General features: G+C 49.5%; 17 protein-coding genes. 14 read left to right on the top strand and 3 right to left on the bottom strand.

The window, feature by feature from the left end:
• Positions 1-344: 344 nt before the first annotated feature.
• A complete protein-coding gene (locus tag LX98_RS03820) occupies positions 345-860 on the top strand; it encodes a DUF427 domain-containing protein (protein WP_496427630.1) in 516 nt (171 codons plus the stop codon).
• A gap of 496 nt (positions 861-1,356) precedes the next feature.
• Here the strand turns inward: LX98_RS03820 and LX98_RS03815 are convergent, their stop codons facing one another.
• Complete coding sequence (locus tag LX98_RS03815; protein ID WP_496427629.1) at positions 1,357-1,827, bottom strand: c-type cytochrome; 471 nt, start codon at positions 1,825-1,827, stop codon at positions 1,357-1,359.
• Positions 1,828-2,413: 586 nt separating this feature from the next.
• Between LX98_RS03815 and LX98_RS03810 the strand changes: the two genes are divergently transcribed.
• The 5 genes from LX98_RS03810 to LX98_RS03790 all read left to right on the top strand — a co-directional run bounded on the left by LX98_RS03810 (position 2,414) and on the right by LX98_RS03790 (position 7,514).
• Positions 2,414-3,721 (top strand): multiheme c-type cytochrome, encoded by a 1,308-nt coding sequence (locus LX98_RS03810; protein WP_496427628.1) that lies wholly within the window; start codon positions 2,414-2,416, stop codon positions 3,719-3,721.
• Positions 3,718-4,992, top strand: coding sequence for a multiheme c-type cytochrome (locus LX98_RS03805; protein ID WP_496427627.1), 1,275 nt, complete (start codon positions 3,718-3,720; stop codon positions 4,990-4,992). The genes LX98_RS03810 and LX98_RS03805 overlap by 4 nt, the downstream gene beginning before the upstream one ends.
• A 35-nt stretch (positions 4,993-5,027) precedes the next feature.
• The gene (locus LX98_RS03800; protein ID WP_496427626.1) at positions 5,028-5,168 is read left to right on the top strand and encodes a hypothetical protein; all 141 of its coding nucleotides are present in this window, start codon (positions 5,028-5,030) and stop codon (positions 5,166-5,168) included.
• Positions 5,169-5,223: 55 nt separating this feature from the next.
• On the top strand, positions 5,224-5,916 hold the full coding sequence (locus LX98_RS03795; RefSeq protein ID WP_496427625.1) for a hypothetical protein: 693 nt from the start codon (positions 5,224-5,226) through the stop codon (positions 5,914-5,916).
• A gap of 167 nt (positions 5,917-6,083) precedes the next feature.
• Complete coding sequence (locus LX98_RS03790) at positions 6,084-7,514, top strand: FAD-binding domain-containing protein (protein WP_496427624.1); 1,431 nt, start codon at positions 6,084-6,086, stop codon at positions 7,512-7,514.
• A gap of 1,576 nt (positions 7,515-9,090) precedes the next feature.
• Here LX98_RS03790 and LX98_RS03785 read toward each other — a convergent pair.
• Positions 9,091-9,447 (bottom strand): c-type cytochrome, encoded by a 357-nt coding sequence (locus tag LX98_RS03785; RefSeq protein ID WP_496427623.1) that lies wholly within the window; start codon positions 9,445-9,447, stop codon positions 9,091-9,093.
• 415 nt (positions 9,448-9,862) lie between these two features.
• Positions 9,863-12,721 (bottom strand): cbb3-type cytochrome c oxidase subunit I, encoded by a 2,859-nt coding sequence (locus LX98_RS03780; protein ID WP_496427622.1) that lies wholly within the window; start codon positions 12,719-12,721, stop codon positions 9,863-9,865.
• Positions 12,722-13,736: 1,015 nt separating this feature from the next.
• Here LX98_RS03780 and LX98_RS03775 point away from each other — a divergent pair.
• The 8 genes from LX98_RS03775 to LX98_RS03740 all read left to right on the top strand — a co-directional run bounded on the left by LX98_RS03775 (position 13,737) and on the right by LX98_RS03740 (position 20,860).
• Positions 13,737-14,795, top strand: coding sequence for a class I SAM-dependent methyltransferase (locus LX98_RS03775; RefSeq protein ID WP_496427621.1), 1,059 nt, complete (start codon positions 13,737-13,739; stop codon positions 14,793-14,795).
• A gap of 8 nt (positions 14,796-14,803) precedes the next feature.
• The gene (locus tag LX98_RS03770) at positions 14,804-15,343 is read left to right on the top strand and encodes a DUF2878 family protein (protein WP_496427620.1); all 540 of its coding nucleotides are present in this window, start codon (positions 14,804-14,806) and stop codon (positions 15,341-15,343) included.
• The gene (locus tag LX98_RS03765; RefSeq protein WP_496427619.1) at positions 15,340-16,143 is read left to right on the top strand and encodes a DUF1295 domain-containing protein; all 804 of its coding nucleotides are present in this window, start codon (positions 15,340-15,342) and stop codon (positions 16,141-16,143) included. The genes LX98_RS03770 and LX98_RS03765 overlap by 4 nt, the downstream gene beginning before the upstream one ends.
• Positions 16,143-16,814 (top strand): DUF6134 family protein, encoded by a 672-nt coding sequence (locus LX98_RS03760; RefSeq protein WP_496427618.1) that lies wholly within the window; start codon positions 16,143-16,145, stop codon positions 16,812-16,814. The genes LX98_RS03765 and LX98_RS03760 overlap by 1 nt, the downstream gene beginning before the upstream one ends.
• Positions 16,815-16,825: 11 nt before the next feature.
• Entirely contained in the window at positions 16,826-17,362 is a 537-nt protein-coding gene (locus LX98_RS03755) for a lipocalin family protein (RefSeq protein WP_496427617.1), read from the top strand.
• Between the two features lie 171 nt (positions 17,363-17,533).
• Positions 17,534-18,826, top strand: coding sequence for an FAD-dependent oxidoreductase (locus LX98_RS03750; protein ID WP_496427616.1), 1,293 nt, complete (start codon positions 17,534-17,536; stop codon positions 18,824-18,826).
• Positions 18,777-19,574: a DUF1365 family protein gene (locus LX98_RS03745; protein WP_496430560.1), complete on the top strand. Its 798-nt coding sequence runs from the start codon at positions 18,777-18,779 to the stop codon at positions 19,572-19,574. The genes LX98_RS03750 and LX98_RS03745 overlap by 50 nt, the downstream gene beginning before the upstream one ends.
• Positions 19,571-20,860, top strand: coding sequence for a class I SAM-dependent methyltransferase (locus tag LX98_RS03740; RefSeq protein ID WP_496427615.1), 1,290 nt, complete (start codon positions 19,571-19,573; stop codon positions 20,858-20,860). Before LX98_RS03745 ends, LX98_RS03740 begins: the two co-directional genes overlap by 4 nt.
• Positions 20,861-20,983: the final 123 nt, after the last annotated feature.

Genomic DNA, 20,983 nt, shown 5'->3' with positions numbered 1-20,983 from the left:
CTATAGGCCAGATATCTTTTATACTTTTTCCAAGTCCAATTCCGATGTACCGAGAGGTTGCATGAATTTTCCCACAAACCGGTTTTCCACCAACTTTCCGTTATTCATGGCCGCCAGGTCCTGATTCACCCACCATCCCGTTCTAGAGGCGGCTGGTTATTTCATTCGACAGGACTCTCCGTCAACACATGGGTCTTGCAGAATTGTCTAGGGTTTTTGAGGATCTCCTTGGAGAGTTCGCGGGTGATTTAGTTAAATAAAAGAAAGGACTCCTCTAGAAAATGGTAACATGGGAGTAGGGCATTAGCCGCCAATTAAAAAGAGACATACCTTAGGACAATACAATGCAAAAACTCATCTTTGAACAAAACCCGAAAATGCAGATTCCGAAGCGCGGGCAAGAGTCTGTTTGGAGCTACCCTCGTCCACCCAGACTACAGCGTGTTCATCAACAAATTAGAGTTGAGTTTGGTGGACTGGTTCTGGCTGAAACAACTCAGGCCTATCGGCTTCTCGAAACCGGAAGCCCTCCGGCATATTATTTCCCACCCACTGATGTCCGAATCGCCTACCTGATACTGAGCGCAAGACAAACCGTATGCGAATGGAAGGGAATGGCACGATATTGGTCAATACAAATCGGGAAACGAATGGCGATAGATGCAGCATGGAGTTACCCTAATCCCGGGGAAAAGTATAAGAATATTGCCAATTATTTGGCATTTTTTCCCGGAAAAGTGGATGCCTGCTATGTGGGAAAGCAAAAGGTCAAAATACAGACGGGTGAATTATATGGTGGGTGGATCACCTCAAAAATCCTCGGTCCATTTAAAGGCGAGCCGGGTACTGAATTCTGGTAAGTCATATGGGACCATTGAAATATCCTAAAGGTGTACCAGGCCACACAACCGGGGAGAGAAAGACTTCCTATCTCAAAACCGGACAGAAGATAACGGTTACCGCCTAATCGAATTCCAAAACGGCCTCGTGGACGCACCGCGGCTAACCTTTCCAACTTCGGCATAATTCACAGGGCAGGCAGCCCGAGAGCACAAATGCGCTCCGCGATGAGATCAACGAACACGCCATTTCGTTATAGGAGGTTTCGAACATCCAGCGAAGGATTTGAAACATGGGACTGGTCACATTCCAATGCGAATGATGAGTCTTTTAATATCGCATGCAGGAATCAGAAAACCGAGCCAGTCAATTTCCAATAGATTTTCCAGCACGCTTTCCTTGATGCCAATATTGGGTTTCATTTATTTTCCCTGCTTTTTGATTTACACGAATTATGCGGATAAAGGAATATGAAGGACCTTACCTCTCGGTGCTGGCCTGAACTTCATGGCTGATTCACCCGGATGGAACCCAGCTTTTCGTAGTGGGATCATATTGCCGACCATTCATTCCCAATGTGCTCACAAACGCGATGACCTTCCAAATTTCATCTTGAGAGAGCTTATCCTTAATGGCTCCCATGGTGCTGTAGGGCACTCCCTCGGAAATTCGCCACAGCATTTGGGAGTCCGAATAACTTTTCATTTTATCCACATCGCGGAAGCTCACAGCTGCGGTTATCACGGGTTTGCCGTTTTTACCATGGCATTGTGCGCAGTTGACATTCGATTTATTCAACCCCAGGTACAATTGACGACCATCATCAATAATCGCTTTGTCGGTCCACCAACTATCCGGCATGTGTAAATCTGCGTAGACAGACGGGATAGACTCAGCGGTCTGAGGTGGCTCCGGGAGGTTGCACCCGCCAAACCACCCTACGAGTAAAATAATTAATCCTCTCAGAGTCCTATCAGTAGAAGGCATGTGAGTACGGATGTGCCTTATGGTTTCCGCTCCCGTATTCTTTTTGGAAGACATTTGATCACTGGATACAATTCCTACAGGTCTTCCGAAACATTAACATTTGTGGGATGGTGGAAACTAAATGTTTGTCCAATGTTGGATAATTTTTTCTAACTTGAGATCTCAAGTCTCTGTTTTTCGCGTTGCTGACTTTCGCCACACACAGCAATGCTGGGCTCGAAAAAGAGTGTTATTTTCCATCAAATTGACGTCTAGAGTTGGACCACGAAACCTTTGACCGGTTTGCGGATAAAAAGCGGAATTTACTTAAAAACTATGGACTACACCCCAGTACTGATGGGCGGAATGTCTGACGAAAGTCTGTACCCCCCAAATATGGAAATGAACCCACCGCAGTTATCTGTCGAAGGATTGAGTATTTTGATTGTTTGAGCTCCGGAAGTGCACGATATGATAAAGAATGATGGAATGCCAGCAAAAGAATACGTCAAAGGATGCTGCCGACCAATCCCGCTCACAGACTATCCGGGTCAGGGTAATGTCTGTATTGATGCTTAGGAGACCCACCAAGATCCACTTGGTCTTCATGGTTGTTTTGAGTCTATCGCTGTTGGCTGCGGAGTTTGTTCCCAGCCCAGTCTGGTCACAGGATAAGGGAGGATCGCAAGAGGATCTCATCTGGCTCGATGAAATTGAGAAGATCTTTATCCCCTCAACACAGTGCAAGCAGTGCCATGACCGGCATTTTGAAGAATGGAAAGGCATGAGGGAACGTAGTGAGGATCTTCATTCGTTTGGACGGATGGATGGGGCTCTGCTTCATGGCGCAGCCCTGAAGTCTCCAGTCTTCAGGACTGTGCTTGGTTTGTGGCTTCAGACTCATCCCACTCTTGAACAACGAACAAAATGCCTGGCTTGCCATGTCCCAGCCGTCACCGTCTTCCCACAATATGCAGATCGCATTATTGACCAAGTCCAGAGAGGACCGAAACACGTCAAAGTGGAAGGCATTGGATGTGCGTCCTGCCATCTCATCCAGGCCTCAGGGGAAAAGAATGATGATTTTCCGGCATTTCAACTCGTTCCTGGATCCACATTTTTCGGCCCGTACGGTGATCCAGAGGATAACCTGGCCCATCAATCACAAAAGGCGGAGATCTATAAAGGAGCGAATTTCTGTACCTCCTGTCACTTCAGCAAGGTCAAGGATGTTACCCAACCACATCTGAACGGACCCATTCTGAAGGACCTGGTTTGCCAAAATTGTCACATGGAACAATCTTATGGCAGTTCCACCGACAAGGGGGGGACGCATTCCAGATCCCTGGCTCGCCACTGGTTTCAGGGAGTTGTGGCGCCGGGAATCATGTTGAGTAATCGCAACGTGCAGGCAGAATGGACATCACGCCTCAATATCGAGATCACACAGACCACTTTCTCGGTTCAGGGTATTCTGCATGTACCCAATGGCAGCTTGATACACATGTTCCCCGGGGGGGACCCTGTTCTCAAGCAATTCATTGTCAAAGTTATGGTAAAGGATCAAACAGGAGCTATCATTGGTGAAGAGGACAAAATATTCGGGCGCTCATTTGAAGAATTATTAAGAGGACCAATACCACAACCCTTGGTCAACAGCGGTATCACCCGCCATATTCCCTTCAATATTGCAGTCCCGGAAGAAACCACTCCGGCGTTCATCGAGGCCACAATTAGCTATGCTCTTATGCCGAAACCCGGAAAAGAATTACAGAGCCGCTATTTAGCGACCTTGTCTGGAGAAAAGCAGCGAAATGAGGCTTTACAAATTATCGACCAATATACGACTCCCCGTCTCCTGACATTTCGCACGAAAGCCTTGGAAACCATTCCTCATCTTTTGAAAAAATCATGAACCGACTTTTCCTCATCTGTAAAAAGAACCTGGCGCTCTTTTTGGGTGTCATGGTTATCTTTGGAATCTTGATGATCAATGTCATGGCTTCATTTAACCAGATAATCTTGCGAGAGGCTCTGGCAGGCAATAATTCCAGCGTTCCGGATAAGCCACTGGAAAAAGCCTTTCCGCCGTCAAATAAATGCCAGCGATGCCATTTACGTGCCTTTGAAGAATGGGAGTCCTCCGCACAATCCCGATCTATTGAAACTGCGCCCTTTCGAGTCACCCTGGACCGTTATCTTCAAAGAGCGACAACGGACCAGCAAAAGATGTGTTTTCAGTGCCATGCTCCTCATATTTTGAAATACGGGCACCTGTTTCAGGATTTCGTTGAGGAGGTCAAATCGAAAGATCCGCAGATTGACGGAGTCGGCTGTTCGCAATGCCACCTGATTAGCGAGGTCGATTCCAGCACCCGTCCCCCTCATCCCATTTTCTCGTTGGGTAAGACGCTTTTTGGGGGTTATGACAATCCCCAACACAACCTCGCTCATGATTCACAGAAGCTTGAACTGTATACGCAGTCTCAATATTGCGTGACTTGTCACCAATCTCTTCCTTCTCACAACGGTGCCATCACACATTCGGACTGGTTGGGATCCTGGCAAGAGACCAAGGCTGAACAGAATGGGAAAACTTGCCAGTCTTGTCATATGCCGGAGGCATTTGGTGAATCGGCCACAGGGGAACCATCCAGGCGAATCGCAAATCATAGCTTTCCGGGACGGTTTGGAAAAGTGAGGGCCAATGCAGTTGAATTGCAGTTCACGACCCATGTTAAGGGGCAGGTGTCCCAAGTGGAAGTGACCATCCACAGCCTGGTCCCTCACAATCTGCCCTTGCCCCACCCTGGTTGGTCTCGCATCGTGCTCGACCTGACCATTCTTGGGAAAAATCTCAACAAAGTGTATGGTGAGCAACGTTTTTATGAGCGCATATATATCGATCCAGAGGGTGCCCAAACCGTGTTTGATTTTGAGGGCGTCAAAATCTTGAAGGATACGTCATTGAAGCCTGAAGAAAAACGGGTGGAGAAATTCAGCTTTCCGACTCCGGCGGATGCCCCCTCGATGGACGTCATCGTCACCATGAGTTATGCGCCAGTGCATGGTTCGGATGATTTCTTGAAAGCCATCGAAGACGAAGCGACCCTTGGACGAAAAGATCGTTCCTTTCAGAAGGTCCTTATTAAAGAAGAAAGGGCAAACGTCCCGATCTCATCATAAATGCATCGAATAAATTTTCACCAAAGGAGACCATCATGGAAAATCTCGAACTGTTCGGGGTGTTGCTGGTCATTGTAGGTCTTGTTGGATTTGTCGTGTTTCTGAAAGCTCAAAGGCCTTCTTATCACTCCTCAGACGATTCGCCCAAAGAAAAAAACAACCAGGTGGAAATTTAAGCTATTGGAATAATCCACTTCCTCACCTTACCAGACAAAACAAGAACCCTCAGGTATGTTGATGAGAAAAATTTTTCTGGTTCTTTCATCCCTCTACGTTGTCTTGTTTGCTGGCGTGCCTTTCCCACTGGCAAAGCCAGTCAGCAAGAACTCCGTCATACTCGACACAGTCAGGGATCTCACCACCGCCCAAGGTTCAGTCTACGCCGGAGAATCGATTTACGTGGGAGGAATAACAGCTGATCATTCGATCAAGCCAGGCCCGGGGAGCCAGGAGAGTAGTATGGTCCTCAGGGAACTACATTCACCAGATGGCGTTTTCACCGTTACGAAGGGCGGTTCGACTGTAGAAATACAGGTCGTTCCCATGGTGGTGGAATCCCATCAAAATGGCCGGTTCCGCCCTGCCTTAGGTCATTGGAAATTCACATTTGAAAAAACGAATAATTATGAAAGCGTGATCCATGTGCAGATGGCTGGAGACTTGGACATTGCCTATCAGAGTTCACAGATGAAGATAGGAGAACAGGAGCATGTCTTGCATTATGGCCTCAGCGGCAATCCACACGCCATCAGTTTATCCAGAAAGCGCCTCAAAAAAGCCTTTGCATCCCAAACTTCTTTCTCAAACATCAAGCCCGTTCTGAACTACCAAGTTCCGAATGACATCATTATTGTTCTGATAGAAGTTACGCCGGAAGGCTTCGTATTTGAACCGCTTTTTGATTATCAGACGGCAAAGGAGTAACCTGGCACCTGAAATAAAAAATTCCCAGCCCTCATAAAAAATGAAAATGCTTGATCGGTCAATTAAGCCATTCATGGTCCGATACAAACAGTTGGCATGAAGAAAAACATGACAGGGGGCCTGGAATCAGGGTTACGAATGTTCAGGGCTTCGCCAAGGCATAAGGCATGACAACATCCACCTCCCCTGTCGTCGTCTGGTTTCGGCAGGATTTACGCATCAAGGACAACCCGGCACTGTTGGCCGCCCATCAAACAGGGCATCCTATTCTCCCGTTATTTATACTGGATGAGGAAAATAGCGGAGAGTGGAAGTTAGGGGGGGCCAGCCGTTGGTGGTTACATGAAAGTCTCAACGCACTGAACGAAGCCTTGGAGGGCAAACTTTGCTTCAAGGCAGGATCGGCACAAAACATACTGGTGGACGTCATCAAAGGGGTAGGAGCAGAAGCGATTTATTGGAATCGGTGTTACGAGCCCTGGCGAATCACCAGCGATGCCCACATTGAAGAGACATTGCAGACCAAAGGAATCAAGGTGCACACCTTTAACGGGGCTCTTCTTTTTGAACCCCAAACAGCGCTCAAAAGCGACGGCACTCCGTATAAGGTGTTCACTCCCTTTTATCAAAAGGGATGTCTAGGAAAGGGTAATGAACCCCGACAACCTCTAAAAGCCCCAAAAGATTTATGGCTTTCCACACACAAAGGTGTAGAACTGGAAAATTTAGACCTGCTGCCAACTATTCCCTGGCACAAAAAACTTGTGAAACATTGGAAGCCCGGGGAAGCCGGGGCACAGGCCCGACTGAAAGCATTTCTCAAAAACGGCCTCAAACAGTACAAAGAAGGCCGGAACTATCCTTCTGGAAATAATGTCTCCCGATTATCGCCGCATCTGCATTACGGAGAAATCTCACCGAATGAGGTGTGGTATGCCGCCAAACAACACATGGGCACGGAAGGATGGCGGAAAGACGGGGAAACCTTTCTGAGTGAGCTAGGATGGCGGGAGTTTTCCCACAGTCTGCTCTTCCATTTCCCCGACCTCCCCCGAAAAAATCTCCAAAAAAAATTCAATAAATTTCCCTGGCGGAAGGACCAAAAATCTCTGAAAAGATGGCAACAAGGCCAAACCGGATACCCCATCGTGGATGCCGGCATGCGGGAGCTGTGGGAAACGGGTTATATGCATAACCGCGTGCGCATGATTGTCGGATCGTTTCTGGTCAAAAACCTTCTGTTGCACTGGCATCTAGGGGAGGATTGGTTCTGGGATACCTTGGTTGATGCCGATCTTGCCAACAACAGTGCCGGCTGGCAATGGATCGCAGGCTGTGGAGCCGATGCCGCACCGTATTTTAGAATTTTCAACCCCGTCACGCAGGGAAAAAAGTTTGATCAAAATGGCGAGTATGTTCGACGGTTTATTCCCGAGTTAAAAAAGATGCCAGACAAATACCTCCATAATCCATGGGAAGCGCCTGAAAAAGTGTTGGTGGAGGCGGATGTGCAACTTGGAGAAGGTTATCCACTGCCGATCGTCAACCTCAGCGATTCCCGGAAGCGAGCGTTGGCAGCATTTTCGGAATTGGCCTAATGATCCACATGTTCCCTCCAACGCGTTCAACATAGGACCAGAGTGCAATGGTTCGAGGGCTCTCTGATAACCTTTTAGATTCCATCTGGCGAGCGCTTATGCTTAATTACTCCGATGGGGCTGTAGAGCACTCCTCGGCAATCCGCCCAGAAAGAAGGAGGCTGAGGTTGCGTTCATGGTGCTGCCGTTTCGGAAATCTTTGACTGAACCTCACACCGGTTTTCCGTTCCTACCATGACACTAAGCGCAGTTCACACACGATTTTTTCTGGCCCGGATATGATTCTCGTCCCTCATTCATAATTTTCCGGTCGTTCCACCAACCCCGGAGCATAGGCGAGGAGGAACATTTAGTCGAATCAGAGCCAGATAATCTGGCGCAAGACATGGAAACCAGCAGCTTCTCAGCCCGCATTAGTTATGAAGGGGACTAACAGATCTGGGTGAAATACGTTTGCATTTGTTTCCCTGACAGATTCCTCCCCAGAACCTTTCATTTGAACAAACGTTCCTTGAATTTTTCTTCTCCTCAAAAATATAAACTGATCCTCCTCGGGACTATTTTCCCCTGATTGTTTATCCTTCCGGGCCTCATAAAGATGGCACCAAGATAGTCAGAGATTTCATGAAGATGCCGTCTAAGGTTTCAACCGGTTTCCTTTGACCAGTTGACCCTCAAATGCTTAGATAAACCATGGACAAAGCTTAAATAACTTTCAAAAAGGTTTGTTTTGAAAAATGATGGACGGAGCACTTGTTCTTTCGCTTAAAAAAAACCAAAGGAGGACGCCATGTATGGTCTTTACGCAATGGGACTTTTAGCCGGGATCCTTTTGTATTTCGTTTTTAAATACCTTGATGATTCAGATCTGAAGAAGGCCGAAAAAGACCACAGATCCTAAAGGCCGACAAAAGAGGACATCAGATGAATATCTGTTGTCCTCAAACAATGAGTTAGTCCCCTTAATTTTCTTGTTACCGAATTAAATAATCATTTTGGGAAACTTCAACCGTTTCGGGATAACCTCGACCCGTCATACCCGTCTTCATGGTCAGCACTGTCTGGAGGGGCAGCGTTTCATTCGGTGTATATTAAACCCGAAGCCCACCCAACGGGGAACCTCTACTGACCAGCACAGTCCCAGGATTACCACAAACCTCCTGATCTTTATTAGGGCTCGTTTCAATTTTCAAACTTCAGTCGGTAAAATTTCTATGTTGCTCCGTAAACTCAAAGGAGTAAAAAAAATCGCGGGGTACGATCTACTGAAAAAGTGGTTTAATGCGGTAGGAAAATCCGTAAATCCATCGACCAGTAGGGAATGATCCTAACACCAACTCGACTCTCAGCGATGGGAAAAAGAGATGTGATGAATTATGGACATCCGTCTGAGGTCATTGGGAATTCAAATGTCATGAGAGTAATCAGGGTAGAGCCGACATTTCCCGCCTCAACCTTTGGCGCGAATTGTCGGATACCGTGAGTGCGTCCTTTCCACACTGTTCAATTTATTCGAGAGTCTGCCCAAATTGAGATCTCCCTGGAGTTTGAGGAAGGCCAGGCCCCTCCCACTGAATCATTTGCCTAAACTTCTTATGTAGGCAATGACATCGGTCATTTGCTGCGATGAGAGATCCTTTTCCCAGGCCGGCATTGCTGTGCCAGGTTTCCCTTTAATTAGGACATTCATCAGTTCGTCGTCTGTTTTGTTCTGCACCTTATCACTGGACAAATTTGCTGGAGGCGGCTTAAGAGCCATCCCCACAGGTCCATCGCCCTTGCCCTGTGCCCCGTGACACACCTGGCAGAATTGCTGAAATACCTGTTTCCCTTTTTCACTGTCCCCGGTCGCACTCTGCACTGCACTGTTGAAAAATGTCAGGCTAAGCCCCAAACTCATGAGTAAGACAATGAACGTGTTTTTGTGTTTCATGCTAATTCTCCTCAGCATCGAATGAATGGTCATTGACGCTTCAATCTGAAGTTCAAATACGAGTGGTCCACTCACGGTAGAGAACGGATGGGCGGTTCTTCCTATATTCCCCACCCAACGTTTCAATAGCTTTGTAAACGATCCAAGCACCCATTCAATACATTGTCGAGGGGAGATTCCAATTTTGGACTGTATAAAAAACACCCCAGCACACGAGCAAAATAGCGACAAGAACAAGCCATATAGGGATTGTACCATGTCTTTCCCGAATGCCGGAATGCTTATACGCGTAGCTTTCACCGTCTGGTTCACCACCAAGATGTTTCTCTGTGAGATTCGGCGAATCACGTTCCTGCCTCCGGAGATCGTCTCTCATTTTCGGTTTGTCCTCCATGTCCCTGAACTTTTCAACTCGCTATGGCTTCTGATTGTCTTCAGAAATGCGCGGCTTTGTTCGCACCACTGGAGGATCAACAGCATGGAGGTTCCCCGAATTCAATAAAGTGGCCCACATCTTTCTTCGGGCCTCCTCCATGTTTCCAATATTTACACCTGCCGTCACCAATTCACTTTCATGTGCCTCGACACGTAAAGACTGAACATAATGGACGATATTCCAAATTTCAGCAGATGTCAGTAGGTCTTGGTAAGCCGGCATGGGCCCTCCGCCAATTCCGACCATTAACGTCTTGTAAATATGCTGGCTCCCATGCCCCATTTTAACTCCTTCCGGGGCACCGGCAGGAAGGGTCAAATTGGCCGGTCTGATGGGTTGCTCCCAGAAACTCTTGAGTAAGCCGGACAGTGGTCCGTTGCCTTTTCCTTCGTTTCCATGACAAATCATGCAATGCTGGAGGAAAAGTGATTTTCCCTGGACCAGTGATGATTCTGTGACCACCGGTTCAGCCGGCACCGAGACGGGTTGCGGGATTTCAGCTTTCTCCCAGCGATCTGAAAATGTTTTGATGAATTGAATGACCGCTAACCGTTCACGCTCCGATATCATGTACCAGGAAGGCATTGATGTCCCCCACAGGCCGTGCGTGAGAGTGGCGAAGAGGTCTGCATCAGTAGGGAGCGTTTCTACCCCGGGCGTAGATTTAAATTTGAAAACACCTGAGGTAAAATTCCTGGGCTTGGGATTCAAAAATTCGGCTGCAGGACCATTTCCATCCCCCTCCACCCCATGGCATCCCGTGCACCTCCGTTCGTAGACATATGCCCCTAATTCCAACAAATCCTTTCTGGCCTGGGGTGTCACCTTGGCCGGATAACTTCCCCCCGCCTGAGTCGAGGAAAAGCCTTCTCGCCAGTCCCCAATTGACGTTCCCAGCCTCTGAAGGTATGCGACAAGGGCCTGACCTTTTTCGTTCATTTTTGGAGTGCCATCCTCAGGTGATTCAAACAACCACGTGTAAGCCGGCATGATTGAATCAGCTACAACGATTCGAGGATCCCAGAGATGAGCCACGTGCCAGTCGTCCCCGTACTTTCTGCCAACCCTAGAGAGATCGGGGCCTATCCTTCGGGTGCTGAAAAGGTGTGGCCGATCATAAGCATATTCGCCGGCCTGGGCTACGGGCCCCCACCTGTCCGACTCGCCGCTGACCGGTCTAATGTATTGGGAGTGGCAATACCAACACCCTTCCTGGGTATACACCTGCCGGCCCTGAAGTTCTAATGGGGTATAATCCGAGACTTGAATGCGTTGTTCCGTGACTTCATCGGTGACGCTGGTCTCACGGGTTTCCGACATCCTCATGGGAAGAATCCCCTGAATGATCACGGCAAAAGAAAAGAAACCGATTCCCGCCGTGAGGAAAACGGTGGATGGGGTTTCCAGCCAATTCGGCTTGTGGAGCGGTCGCATCGGAATGGCTTCGGTTGCCTTGGCTTCAGATTCACCCTGCTCAATCGGCACACCCTCCTTTGCCGTCTTGTAAAAATTCCAGATCATGAGAAAGGTCGGAAAACTCATCGTGATACCGCCCACTGTCCGGGAGATCCACCATGGTTTCATCTGATTCATGGCATCGACAAAATTGGTTCCGTTGGCGAGCATAAAACCTTGAATCAGGCCCTGTGCGGTAAGCCCGAAGGCCATAACGACGAAACCCACGATTCCAAGCCATAAATGCCAACTGCCCAGTTTGTCGCTCCAGAGTCTTCGACCAACAAGATGGGGCCAAATATAATACAGCGATCCTATTCCCCACAGAGCCATGGCCCCAAAGGCCGTGAGGTGAGAGTGGGCAATAACAAAATCATTGAAGTGGGTCACCGCCTGGACACGGCGCAAACCTTCCACTGAGCCCTGTGTCGTCCCGAGTAAATAATAGAACGCGCCAAGCATGAGAAACTTCACCGCGTAATTTTCCCCGCCTCCCCGACCAAGAACCTCCTTCCACCGACCCTTCATGGTCCCCCAAAAGTTCACGGTGACCGAGAGCACCGGGATGATCAGGAGCATTCCGGTGGCGATGGCAATGGTCTGCGTCCAATGGGGGATGGGGCTGTAAATGTAATGGTGGGTCCCTACGAAGGGATACACCAGGGCCAGAGCCCAAAATCCCAGAAGTGACAATTTATGGCTAAACAATGGACTGTTTGCGCTGAGGGGAAGAAAGTAATAAATCATGGCGAGGCCGGCTGGAGTCATCCAGAGTCCGACCACATAGTGAATATACAGACCATGCATGGCGGCGCTGTTGACGCCCGTAATTTGGCCATATGGGAGAAAGACGTTTCCGAGGACGAGATTAAACAAGGTCCAGGTCAGGGCCGCGATCGTGTACCACAGTGCAACATAGAACCGAGGCTCGGTCCGGCGATAAATGGTCCCGAATACTTGGATGGTGATGAGGAAGAGGGCGGTAAACCGCAGAATATTTAGCGGCCATTCGTATTCCCCAACCTCCAGGCCGAGATTGTACCCCATGAGAAGCGACACCGAGCCGGCAATCAGGAAAGCATTCCAAAGGCCCAAAACCAACCATCCCCAGCTCTCCTTGTACATGCGAACTCCGCATAACCGGGGAACAAAATAATAGATTAAGCCGAGAAAAGTCGTCGAAAATGCCCCAAAAATAACCCCATTCACATGGACTGGGCGTACCCGGCCGAAACTCAGCCACGAGATGTTCGCTAAAAATTCAGGATTATGGAACTTGATAGCAACCGTTACTCCCACCAGGGGGAAGAGAGCAAACCACACAAAAGCCCAATTACACCAGGCCTTGACCAAAGAACGGTTTACTAGCGAGTCTTGATGCATGAAGAAGCCCCCAATTTCACACTACAGACCGGCTGTATTGAACATGCAGAGCCTTCAACTGAGTAGATTGCAAGAAACCCTCATTAGATTTCTGAGACTGCCGGATGGGAATCGAAGCGTGGATAAAATACCAATTCTCTCAAAGGATCGCCATGCCTTAAAAGGAATGCAACCCAGACCCCCTGCTTTCTCTCTTTCACAAATTCCAGAATCCTGCCCTTCGGTATCAACGATTTTGCGGGTAAATCCACTCCTACTATTCACCTGAACAAAGAACAATAGGAATCGCCAAAACTTTCTTCTACGTCCAAAAGACGAAGGTAAGAGCGGGAAAGGAACCACGAGCGGCTAAGCCCTTTTCACCTTAAGTTGCAGATTTATCCGGCGGACCCTAACACAGAATGCGGCCCCTTGGGGGCAATGATTGACCTGAAGCGGAGGATCAGGGAATTTTTCATGCAACAGGACCGCATCGGGCTAAGTGCGATTGACCCATGCCAGGAAAGAGCCACGAAAAGAATCAGTACCAAATCCTCGTTGCCAGGACTAAGGTAGGAGCGTCAGGAGTACATGAAGCTCAAGGTGCAAATTCCATAACTATTTCAGCACATTATTCATGAATACTGTAAGGGTCATGAAATGAATTTACATTATTTTGGTTACCACGTCTAACGTTTGTCAAACTTTATGTGGATGCAGGGAAGCCGGTTGCATACAATGAAAATGGAAGGGGAAAAGGCCCAAAAAAATATCTCCATAAAATTTTTAAGTTCAGTTAAGCAAAGGTTTAAAGCATCTAAAAACGACGGAAAATAAGGCATGGGGAAATTGGCAATATCAACTGGAATGTATAAGACGCAGGGCATTACGGCTTTTATCATTTTCTGGCTTCTCATCGCCTTCACGTCGAGATTTCAACAATCTGGCATCGATGACAACTCGGAGCCACAATTGACTGCGGCCTGATCGAGTTTCAGGTGAATACAAAACCCGCACAGGGGGTAAAAGTTTTATTATGTCCCTCGCAATGAAACTAGCACTTTCATTTACTAATCGTGATTGGCTACCGGATCTTCTAATTCGCGGTGGCATACGGCGCCTATTGCGCCAACGATTAAAAGAAATTTCCTGCAAAAACGGGGAAGAGTCGGCGTCGTTAGAAACGGCGTTTATTTCAAATATGTCCCGTTCCGACATCGCAATACATCCTGACAAAGCCAACACTCAACATTATGAGATTCCACCGGAATTCTTTCGTCGGGTGTTGGGGCCTCATCTGAAATATAGCAGTGGGTTCTGGCCTCCTGGGGAAGCTTCTCTCTATGAAGCCGAAGAGTCGGCTCTCCTGGAGACAAGTGCGCATGCAGATCTTCATGACGGCCAATCCATTCTTGATTTGGGCTGTGGATGGGGATCTTTGTCGCTCTGGATGGCGGTTCACTATCCGCAGAGCCATATTACGGCGGTCTCGAACTCCCATTCACAAAAAACGTATATCGACTCTCAGGCACAAGAACGAGGATTGCGCAATATTCGCGTGCTCACATGCGACATGAATGAATTGAATCTTGAACATGCTCAATTCGATCGAGTGGTGTCAGTGGAAATGTTTGAGCACATGCGGAATTGGCCTCAACTTTTTCATCGCATTCATCATTGGCTCAAGCCTGCCGGTCGTTTCTTCATGCATATCTTTGTGCATCGAGCCGTTCCGTACACATTTGAAGTGCGGGACGAGAGTGACTGGATGAGTGAGCATTTTTTCAGCGGAGGCATAATGCCAAGCGATGATCTGCCTCTGGCGATCCAGAGTCCGCTCAGACTTGTCAGTCGCTGGCGGTGGGACGGCACGCATTATCAACGGACGGCCAATGCCTGGCTGGAGAACATGGACTTACAGCAAGAAACATTGTGGCCGTTATTCGTCCAAACCTATGGGAAACCCCATGCGCGCCTCTGGTGGGTCCGCTGGCGGGTGTTTTTCATGGCCTGCGCTGAATTATTCGGCCATCGGGAGGGGCAGGAATGGTGGGTCAGCCATTATCTTTTTGTAAACTCAGCTACGACTTCATAAATGTTGTTATGACCAGAATGCTCATCAATATAATTCTGTTTCAGATCGGGTGGTTTTCCTGCGTGCTCAGTGGCGCCACGCAGCGCCCCTGGATCGGTGCACTGATTGCCTTAGCCATCGTGGGCATTCACCTGTTCCGGGCGCCCTTACCTAAAGCGGAATTTAAACTGGTCTTATTTGCTGTCGGTATTGGGGCCGTGTGGGACAGCATGCTCGTGTGGCTCAATTGGCTGCACTACTCCTCCGGCATCCTCATCCCGCACACCGCTCCATACTGGATCGTGCTCATGTGGGGACTCTTCGCGACCTTATTGAACGTCTCACTTCGCTGGTTGAGGGGACGCTGGTTGATAGCTGCACTTGCCGGAAGCATTGGGGGACCATTGGCCTATTATGGAGGACACCAGTTGGGAGCACTCGAGTTTGGCAATCAAAACGCTGCGTTGACCGCCCTGGTTATTGGCTGGGCCATCATCACGCCAATCCTGATGGCACTGTCCACCCGATTTGACGGCTTTGCACCAAGACTAAGGGAAAACACCATATGACCTTCTCTATCTACCTGTACGGACTGGCCGCAACTCTGGTCCTGGCGGTACTCACCTGGCTGGTCAGCCTCGCCAAGCGGGACGTCAGTATCGTGGACAGCATGTGGGCAGTCATGATTTTCGCGTCTGCCTTTATCTATTCAATCAGCGTGGAGCCCTACTGGAATCGTTCCTCGCTGGTGCTCACCCTCGTGCTCCTGTGGGCTCTCCGACTGACGGTGTACATCACCTGGAGAAACTGGGGCGAACCCGAAGACTCCCGGTATCAAGCAATTCGTCGCAAGTATGAGCCAAACTTCGCGCTGAAAAGCCTCGGGATCATTTTTGTGTTTCAAGCCTTTTTGGCCTGGATCATTTCCATGCCCTTGTGGGTCGCGTTAACCGTGCCATTTGAATACAGCATCTTTGATATTCTGGCCGTGACCCTCTGGATGATCGGGATGTTTTTTGAATCGGTGGGCGATTGGCAGCTTGCTCGTTTCAAGATGAATCCCGTGAATCGGGGCAAGGTGATGAATCACGGGTTGTGGCGTTACACCCGTCACCCCAACTACTTCGGGGAATGTGTGATCTGGTGGGGATTTTTTCTATTCGTGATCCCTACCGGCGCTTGGTGGTCGATTCTTTCACCTATCCTGTTAACTTTTTTATTGCTGAAATTTTCCGGTGTGACGATGCTCGAAGAAACCATTGTGGATAGACGACCCGCCTATCGTGAATACATCGCGAGCACCAACACCTTCATTCCAGGACCTCAAAAAAAAACAAACACAGTCGCCGATCATCGGGAGAAGATCTGATGATTGGTACGTTCCGCATCATCGGAGGTTCTTCGCTTTTGTTAACACTTATGACATTTTTTCTTTTCTCCATGGAACTGGCCAGATCCACCCAGACCACCAACCAAAAGACTTATGCCTTCAAGGTCTTTCTGGAGGATGATGAAATCGGGTTTCAGCGCTTTGTGGCGTCCACGACGGGGACGCGCACTCAGATCAACGTGGAGGCCGAGTTCGATGTGAAGTATTTTTTCATCACGTTTTATACTTACCGGCACTCCAATGCTGAAGTATGGGAAGGGGAATGCCTCAAAGAGATTCGGGCCAAGACCAATGACAATGGTGAATCATTTTTTGTGGAGGGGACCTCCAAGGGCGGAAAGTTGCGGTTACAAACCCATAATGGAGAGCAAACCCTGGAGGGTTGTATCAAAACCTTTGCCTACTGGAACCCAGCCTGGTTTCAGAGCAGTCGCCTGCTCAATTCCCAGACAGGCGAACTACAGCCGGTAGTGATTCAGACTGTGGCAAAAGAAACATTCCCGGTAGGTGGAGTGCCCACCCCCACTCACCATCACCGTATCCTAAGTGACAAATTCACCATTGATCTCTGGTACACCATGGACGACGAATGGGTCGGACTCCACTCGACCACTAAAGATGGCAAAAAGTTGCGCTATGAACTTCAGTAGGGGGTAAGAAAATGCACACCTCATCATTGATAGCCTGTGGGCTGCTCGGAAGTCTGTTAGGGTGCAGCAGCCCGCCGCCCATTCAGACCGCCAGTCAGGTCAATCTTGAGCACTTCATGGGAGATTGGTATGTGATCGCGAACATTCCGACGTTCATTGAGACGGAGGCGTTCAACGCAGTGGAGTCCTATCGACTCAATGACGATGGAAGCATCGCCACCACCTTTACCTTTCGCAAAGGCGGATTCGAGGGTGAAAGGAAGGTGTATCGACCGACAGGATTTGTTGTGGATCAGGAATCCAATGCCGTGTGGGACATGCAACTTCTCTGGCCGTTTAAGGCCGATTACCGAATCGTGTTTGTCAATCCGGATTACAGTCAGACCATCATCGGCCGCCTCAAACGTGATTACGTCTGGATCATGGCCCGCACACCCTCATTGCCCGAGGATGATTACCAGCATCTTTTAAAAATTATTGCTGCTCAGGGTTATGACCTCTCAAAAATTCGACGGGTTCCACAACGGTGGGAAGACAGGCAGCATTGATGAAAATGAAGAGGAAAACGAAAGCATGACACTCAACCATGACATGGCAAAAACCAGTCGGCTGTTTCAACGACCCTGTCCGCGGCCTAAGGTTTATCCAGGTCCGTCGGGAGCAACCCGCTACGGGAGGGCCATTACTGTGTCGGACAGGAAAATCCGGAGGGGCCCGCGATGAACATCGCCATCATCGGAACGGGTATCGCGGGAAATGTGGCGGCCTATTATCTCCAGCGTGACCACCGAATCACGGTCTTTGAAGCCAATGATTATGTGGGAGGACATTCCCACACTCATGAAATCGAGTGGAAAAACCAACGGTACCACCTAGATAGCGGGTTCATGGTCTTTAATCACCAAACCTATCCCTGCTTCACCCGGCTGCTCAAGGAACTGGATGTTCCAGCTCAAGCCTCCTCGATGGGCTTCAGCGTCAAATGTGATCGTTCAGGACTGGAATACAACGGCACGAGCTTGAGTACCCTGTTTGCTCAACGGCGGAATTTGCTCCGGCCATCTTTCTACAGAATGATCAGGGACATTCTTCGTTTCAATCGTGAGGCTCCCCAGTGCCTCGCAAATCCGGATATGAACACGACATTAGGACACTATCTGAAACAGGCCGGTTACGGGAGAGAATTTCTTGATTGGTATTTGATCCCCATGGGAGCGGCCATCTGGTCGGCAGACCCTGTACAGATGTGGGCCATGCCCGCGCAGTTCTTTATCCGGTTTTTTCATAACCACGGAATGTTAAGCGTCAAGGATCGTCCGACGTGGTATGTCATTCGCGGAGGCTCCCAGGCTTACGTCAACAAACTGACCGCTTCCTTTCGCGATCGGATCCGAACCAATGCCCCGGTAGAGAGCATCAAACGAAACCGGGACTATGTGACCGTGACAGGGTTGCATGGCTCCCCCGAGCGATTCGACGCCGTGTTCATTGCCACGCATGGAGATCAGGCCCTTCGATTGTTGAGCGATGCCACGGATCCGGAGGAGCAGGTATTAGGTCCGATGACCACACAAAACAATGAGGCGATCCTGCACACCGATGCGGGAATGCTTCCCACACGTCGACGAGCCTGGGCTGCCTGGAACTACCATATTCCGGTTCACACACAAAATCGGGTTGCAGTGACCTACAATCTGAATATTTTGCAGGGCCTTCGCGCCCCCGTTCAATTTTGCGTCACCCTGAATAACAGCCGGGACATCTCCCCCGCCAAAATTCTGAAGCGCATGAACTATGCTCACCCGATTTTTTCCATTCCCAGTGTCCGTGCGCAACAGCGGCAGGCGGAGATCAACGGCCCGAACCGGACCTATTTTTGCGGAGCCTACTGGAGATACGGATTCCACGAGGACGGAGTCGCGAGTGCCCTGAACGCGTTGGAACATTTCAAAAGGACCACGCATCATGCAGAGTTGCCTTTACCACGGACGAATACGGCATCGGCGGTTTGAACCGAAAGCCCATTCGTTTAATTATCCAGTGTTCTATGCGTATCTTGATCTCGAAGAGCTCGACCACGTCTTCGAAGACCGTTGGCTCTGGTCAACGAAGGGCCCTGCACCGGTCAGGTTTCGACGAAAAGATTATCTGGGAGATCCGGAAATCCCTCTGAAGAGGGCTGTCCGGGATCACATCCGGCGGGAAACAGGACACACCCAGGAGGGGCCTATCCGGGTGCTCACGCATCTGCGACATTTCGGGTTTTCGTTCAACCCTGTCAGCTTTTATTACTGCTTCGATGCCCGGGATCAATATCTGGAGACGATTGTAGCGGAGATCACCAACACCCCATGGAACGAACGCCATGCTTATGTCCTTCCAAGACGTTCCAGTCTTTCACAGACCGAACATTTACGCTTCCGTTTTGGGAAGGCGTTTCATGTGTCGCCCTTTATGCCCATGGATATTCTATACAATTGGACATTCGGAATCCCCGGTCCACGTCTTGGGGTGCATATGAAAAATTTCCAAGACAGTCGGAGTATTTTTGACGCGACACTAATACTGGAACGCGAACCGATCAACGGGATGAGCTGCGCCCGCGACTTGGCCGGCTATCCGCTCATGCCCATCAAGGTCTTCGGCGCTATTTATTGGCAGGCACTGAAACTCTTTCTTAAACGCGTACCAATGTTTACTCACCCCTCAAAAATTGCGCAAGTCCCAGAAGGAAAAGCCAGGTCGGCGGACAGCCTATGACTTCGAAACCCCTATCAATCCCGTCCACCATATCGGCGGGCACCACTCCCAAGCCCAGATTTCTGGAGGCTTTCGCCAGGCGCGCCCTACTCAGCCGACTCAGCCGGATAACCAACGGGGAAATTATCCTAAATGATGGGAACACTGATCTCCGGTTCGGCCGGGTCACGCCGCAATGCCATCTGAAAGTCACGGTCACAGTCACCAATCCCCGATTCTATACTGATACGGCGTTTGGTGGATCCATCGGGGCCGGAGAGGCCTTCATGGCAGGATATTGGCAGGTTGATGATCTCCCGGCCCTGATACGCATTTTCTTATGCAATCGAGAACTTCTGGACGGCATGGATGGCCGGTGGGCCTGGTTAACCATGCCTATCCAGAAATTCCTCCATCGACTGAACCGGAACACCGCTAAAGGGAGCCGACGGAACATTTCAGCCCACTATGATGTCGGCAATGACTTCTTTGCCCTATTTCTGGATGAAAGCCTGATGTACTCCAGCGCCATATTCACCGATTCAACCATGACGCTTCATGAGGGCCAGGTAGCACGGTTGGACCACATTTGTCGCAAGCTGGAGCTGAAATCCACAGACCACCTCCTCGAGATCGGAACCGGGTGGGGCGGGTTTGCCCTGCATGCAGCCACCCGCTATGGCTGTCAGGTGACCACCACGACTATATCACAACAGCAATACGATCTTGCCTGTGAGCGGGTGGCTGCAGCCGGCCTGGATGACCGCATCACGGTGCTGTGCATGGATTATCGGGACCTCACCGGGGAATACGACAAACTGGCTTCCTTAGAAATGATCGAGGCGGTAGGATACCAGTATTTCGATTCCTATTTTGGAGCATGCAGTCGGCTTCTGAAATCTGAAGGGATGATGTTGTTGCAGGCCATCACAATCGCCGATCAGCGATACGAAGCCGCCAAACGATCGGTGGATTTCATCCAACGGTACATTTTTCCGGGAAGCTGTATTCCCTCCATCACCGCCATGAGCGGGTCTATCGCACGAGCCAGTGATCTGCGACTTTTTCATCTTGAAGATATTGGACCTCATTATGTCACGACGCTACATGCCTGGCGCGAGAATCTCTATCGAAACCGGCAACAGATCCTCAGGCTGGGCTACTCCGAAGAATTTTTTCGTATGTGGGAATTCTATTTTTGTTATTGCGAGGGAGGATTTACGGAGCGCGTCATCAGTGACGTTCAGATGCTGCTGACCAAACCCGGCAACAGGCGAGCTCCGATTCCTTGCTTTGCAGGTGCCTGAATGAGTCACAGGCCTAAGGGATGACACTGTGGACGGACATCGTATGAGGATCTTCCACTCAGTCCCTGACGGGACACATATTGGTTTGCCTGGCAGAAGGAACCCTTGATGAGAATATTCAGG

The organism is Nitrospira marina, from assembly GCF_059568365.1.
This window is presented reverse-complemented; position numbering and strand designations above follow the sequence as displayed.

Excerpts from the sequence above, each read along its gene's own strand:
- LX98_RS03820 (WP_496427630.1), top strand. The coding sequence starts at position 345 with ATGCAAAAACTCATCTTTGAACAAAACCCGAAAATGCAGATTCCGAAG.
- LX98_RS03815 (WP_496427629.1), bottom strand. The coding sequence starts at position 1,827 with ATGCCTTCTACTGATAGGACTCTGAGAGGATTAATTATTTTACTCGTA.
- LX98_RS03810 (WP_496427628.1), top strand. The coding sequence starts at position 2,414 with ATGGTTGTTTTGAGTCTATCGCTGTTGGCTGCGGAGTTTGTTCCCAGC.
- LX98_RS03805 (WP_496427627.1), top strand. The coding sequence starts at position 3,718 with ATGAACCGACTTTTCCTCATCTGTAAAAAGAACCTGGCGCTCTTTTTG.
- LX98_RS03800 (WP_496427626.1), top strand. The coding sequence starts at position 5,028 with ATGGAAAATCTCGAACTGTTCGGGGTGTTGCTGGTCATTGTAGGTCTT.
- LX98_RS03795 (WP_496427625.1), top strand. The coding sequence starts at position 5,224 with ATGTTGATGAGAAAAATTTTTCTGGTTCTTTCATCCCTCTACGTTGTC.
- LX98_RS03790 (WP_496427624.1), top strand. The coding sequence starts at position 6,084 with ATGACAACATCCACCTCCCCTGTCGTCGTCTGGTTTCGGCAGGATTTA.
- LX98_RS03785 (WP_496427623.1), bottom strand. The coding sequence starts at position 9,447 with ATGAAACACAAAAACACGTTCATTGTCTTACTCATGAGTTTGGGGCTT.
- LX98_RS03780 (WP_496427622.1), bottom strand. The coding sequence starts at position 12,721 with ATGCATCAAGACTCGCTAGTAAACCGTTCTTTGGTCAAGGCCTGGTGT.
- LX98_RS03775 (WP_496427621.1), top strand. The coding sequence starts at position 13,737 with ATGTCCCTCGCAATGAAACTAGCACTTTCATTTACTAATCGTGATTGG.
- LX98_RS03770 (WP_496427620.1), top strand. The coding sequence starts at position 14,804 with ATGACCAGAATGCTCATCAATATAATTCTGTTTCAGATCGGGTGGTTT.
- LX98_RS03765 (WP_496427619.1), top strand. The coding sequence starts at position 15,340 with ATGACCTTCTCTATCTACCTGTACGGACTGGCCGCAACTCTGGTCCTG.
- LX98_RS03760 (WP_496427618.1), top strand. The coding sequence starts at position 16,143 with ATGATTGGTACGTTCCGCATCATCGGAGGTTCTTCGCTTTTGTTAACA.
- LX98_RS03755 (WP_496427617.1), top strand. The coding sequence starts at position 16,826 with ATGCACACCTCATCATTGATAGCCTGTGGGCTGCTCGGAAGTCTGTTA.
- LX98_RS03750 (WP_496427616.1), top strand. The coding sequence starts at position 17,534 with ATGAACATCGCCATCATCGGAACGGGTATCGCGGGAAATGTGGCGGCC.
- LX98_RS03740 (WP_496427615.1), top strand. The coding sequence starts at position 19,571 with ATGACTTCGAAACCCCTATCAATCCCGTCCACCATATCGGCGGGCACC.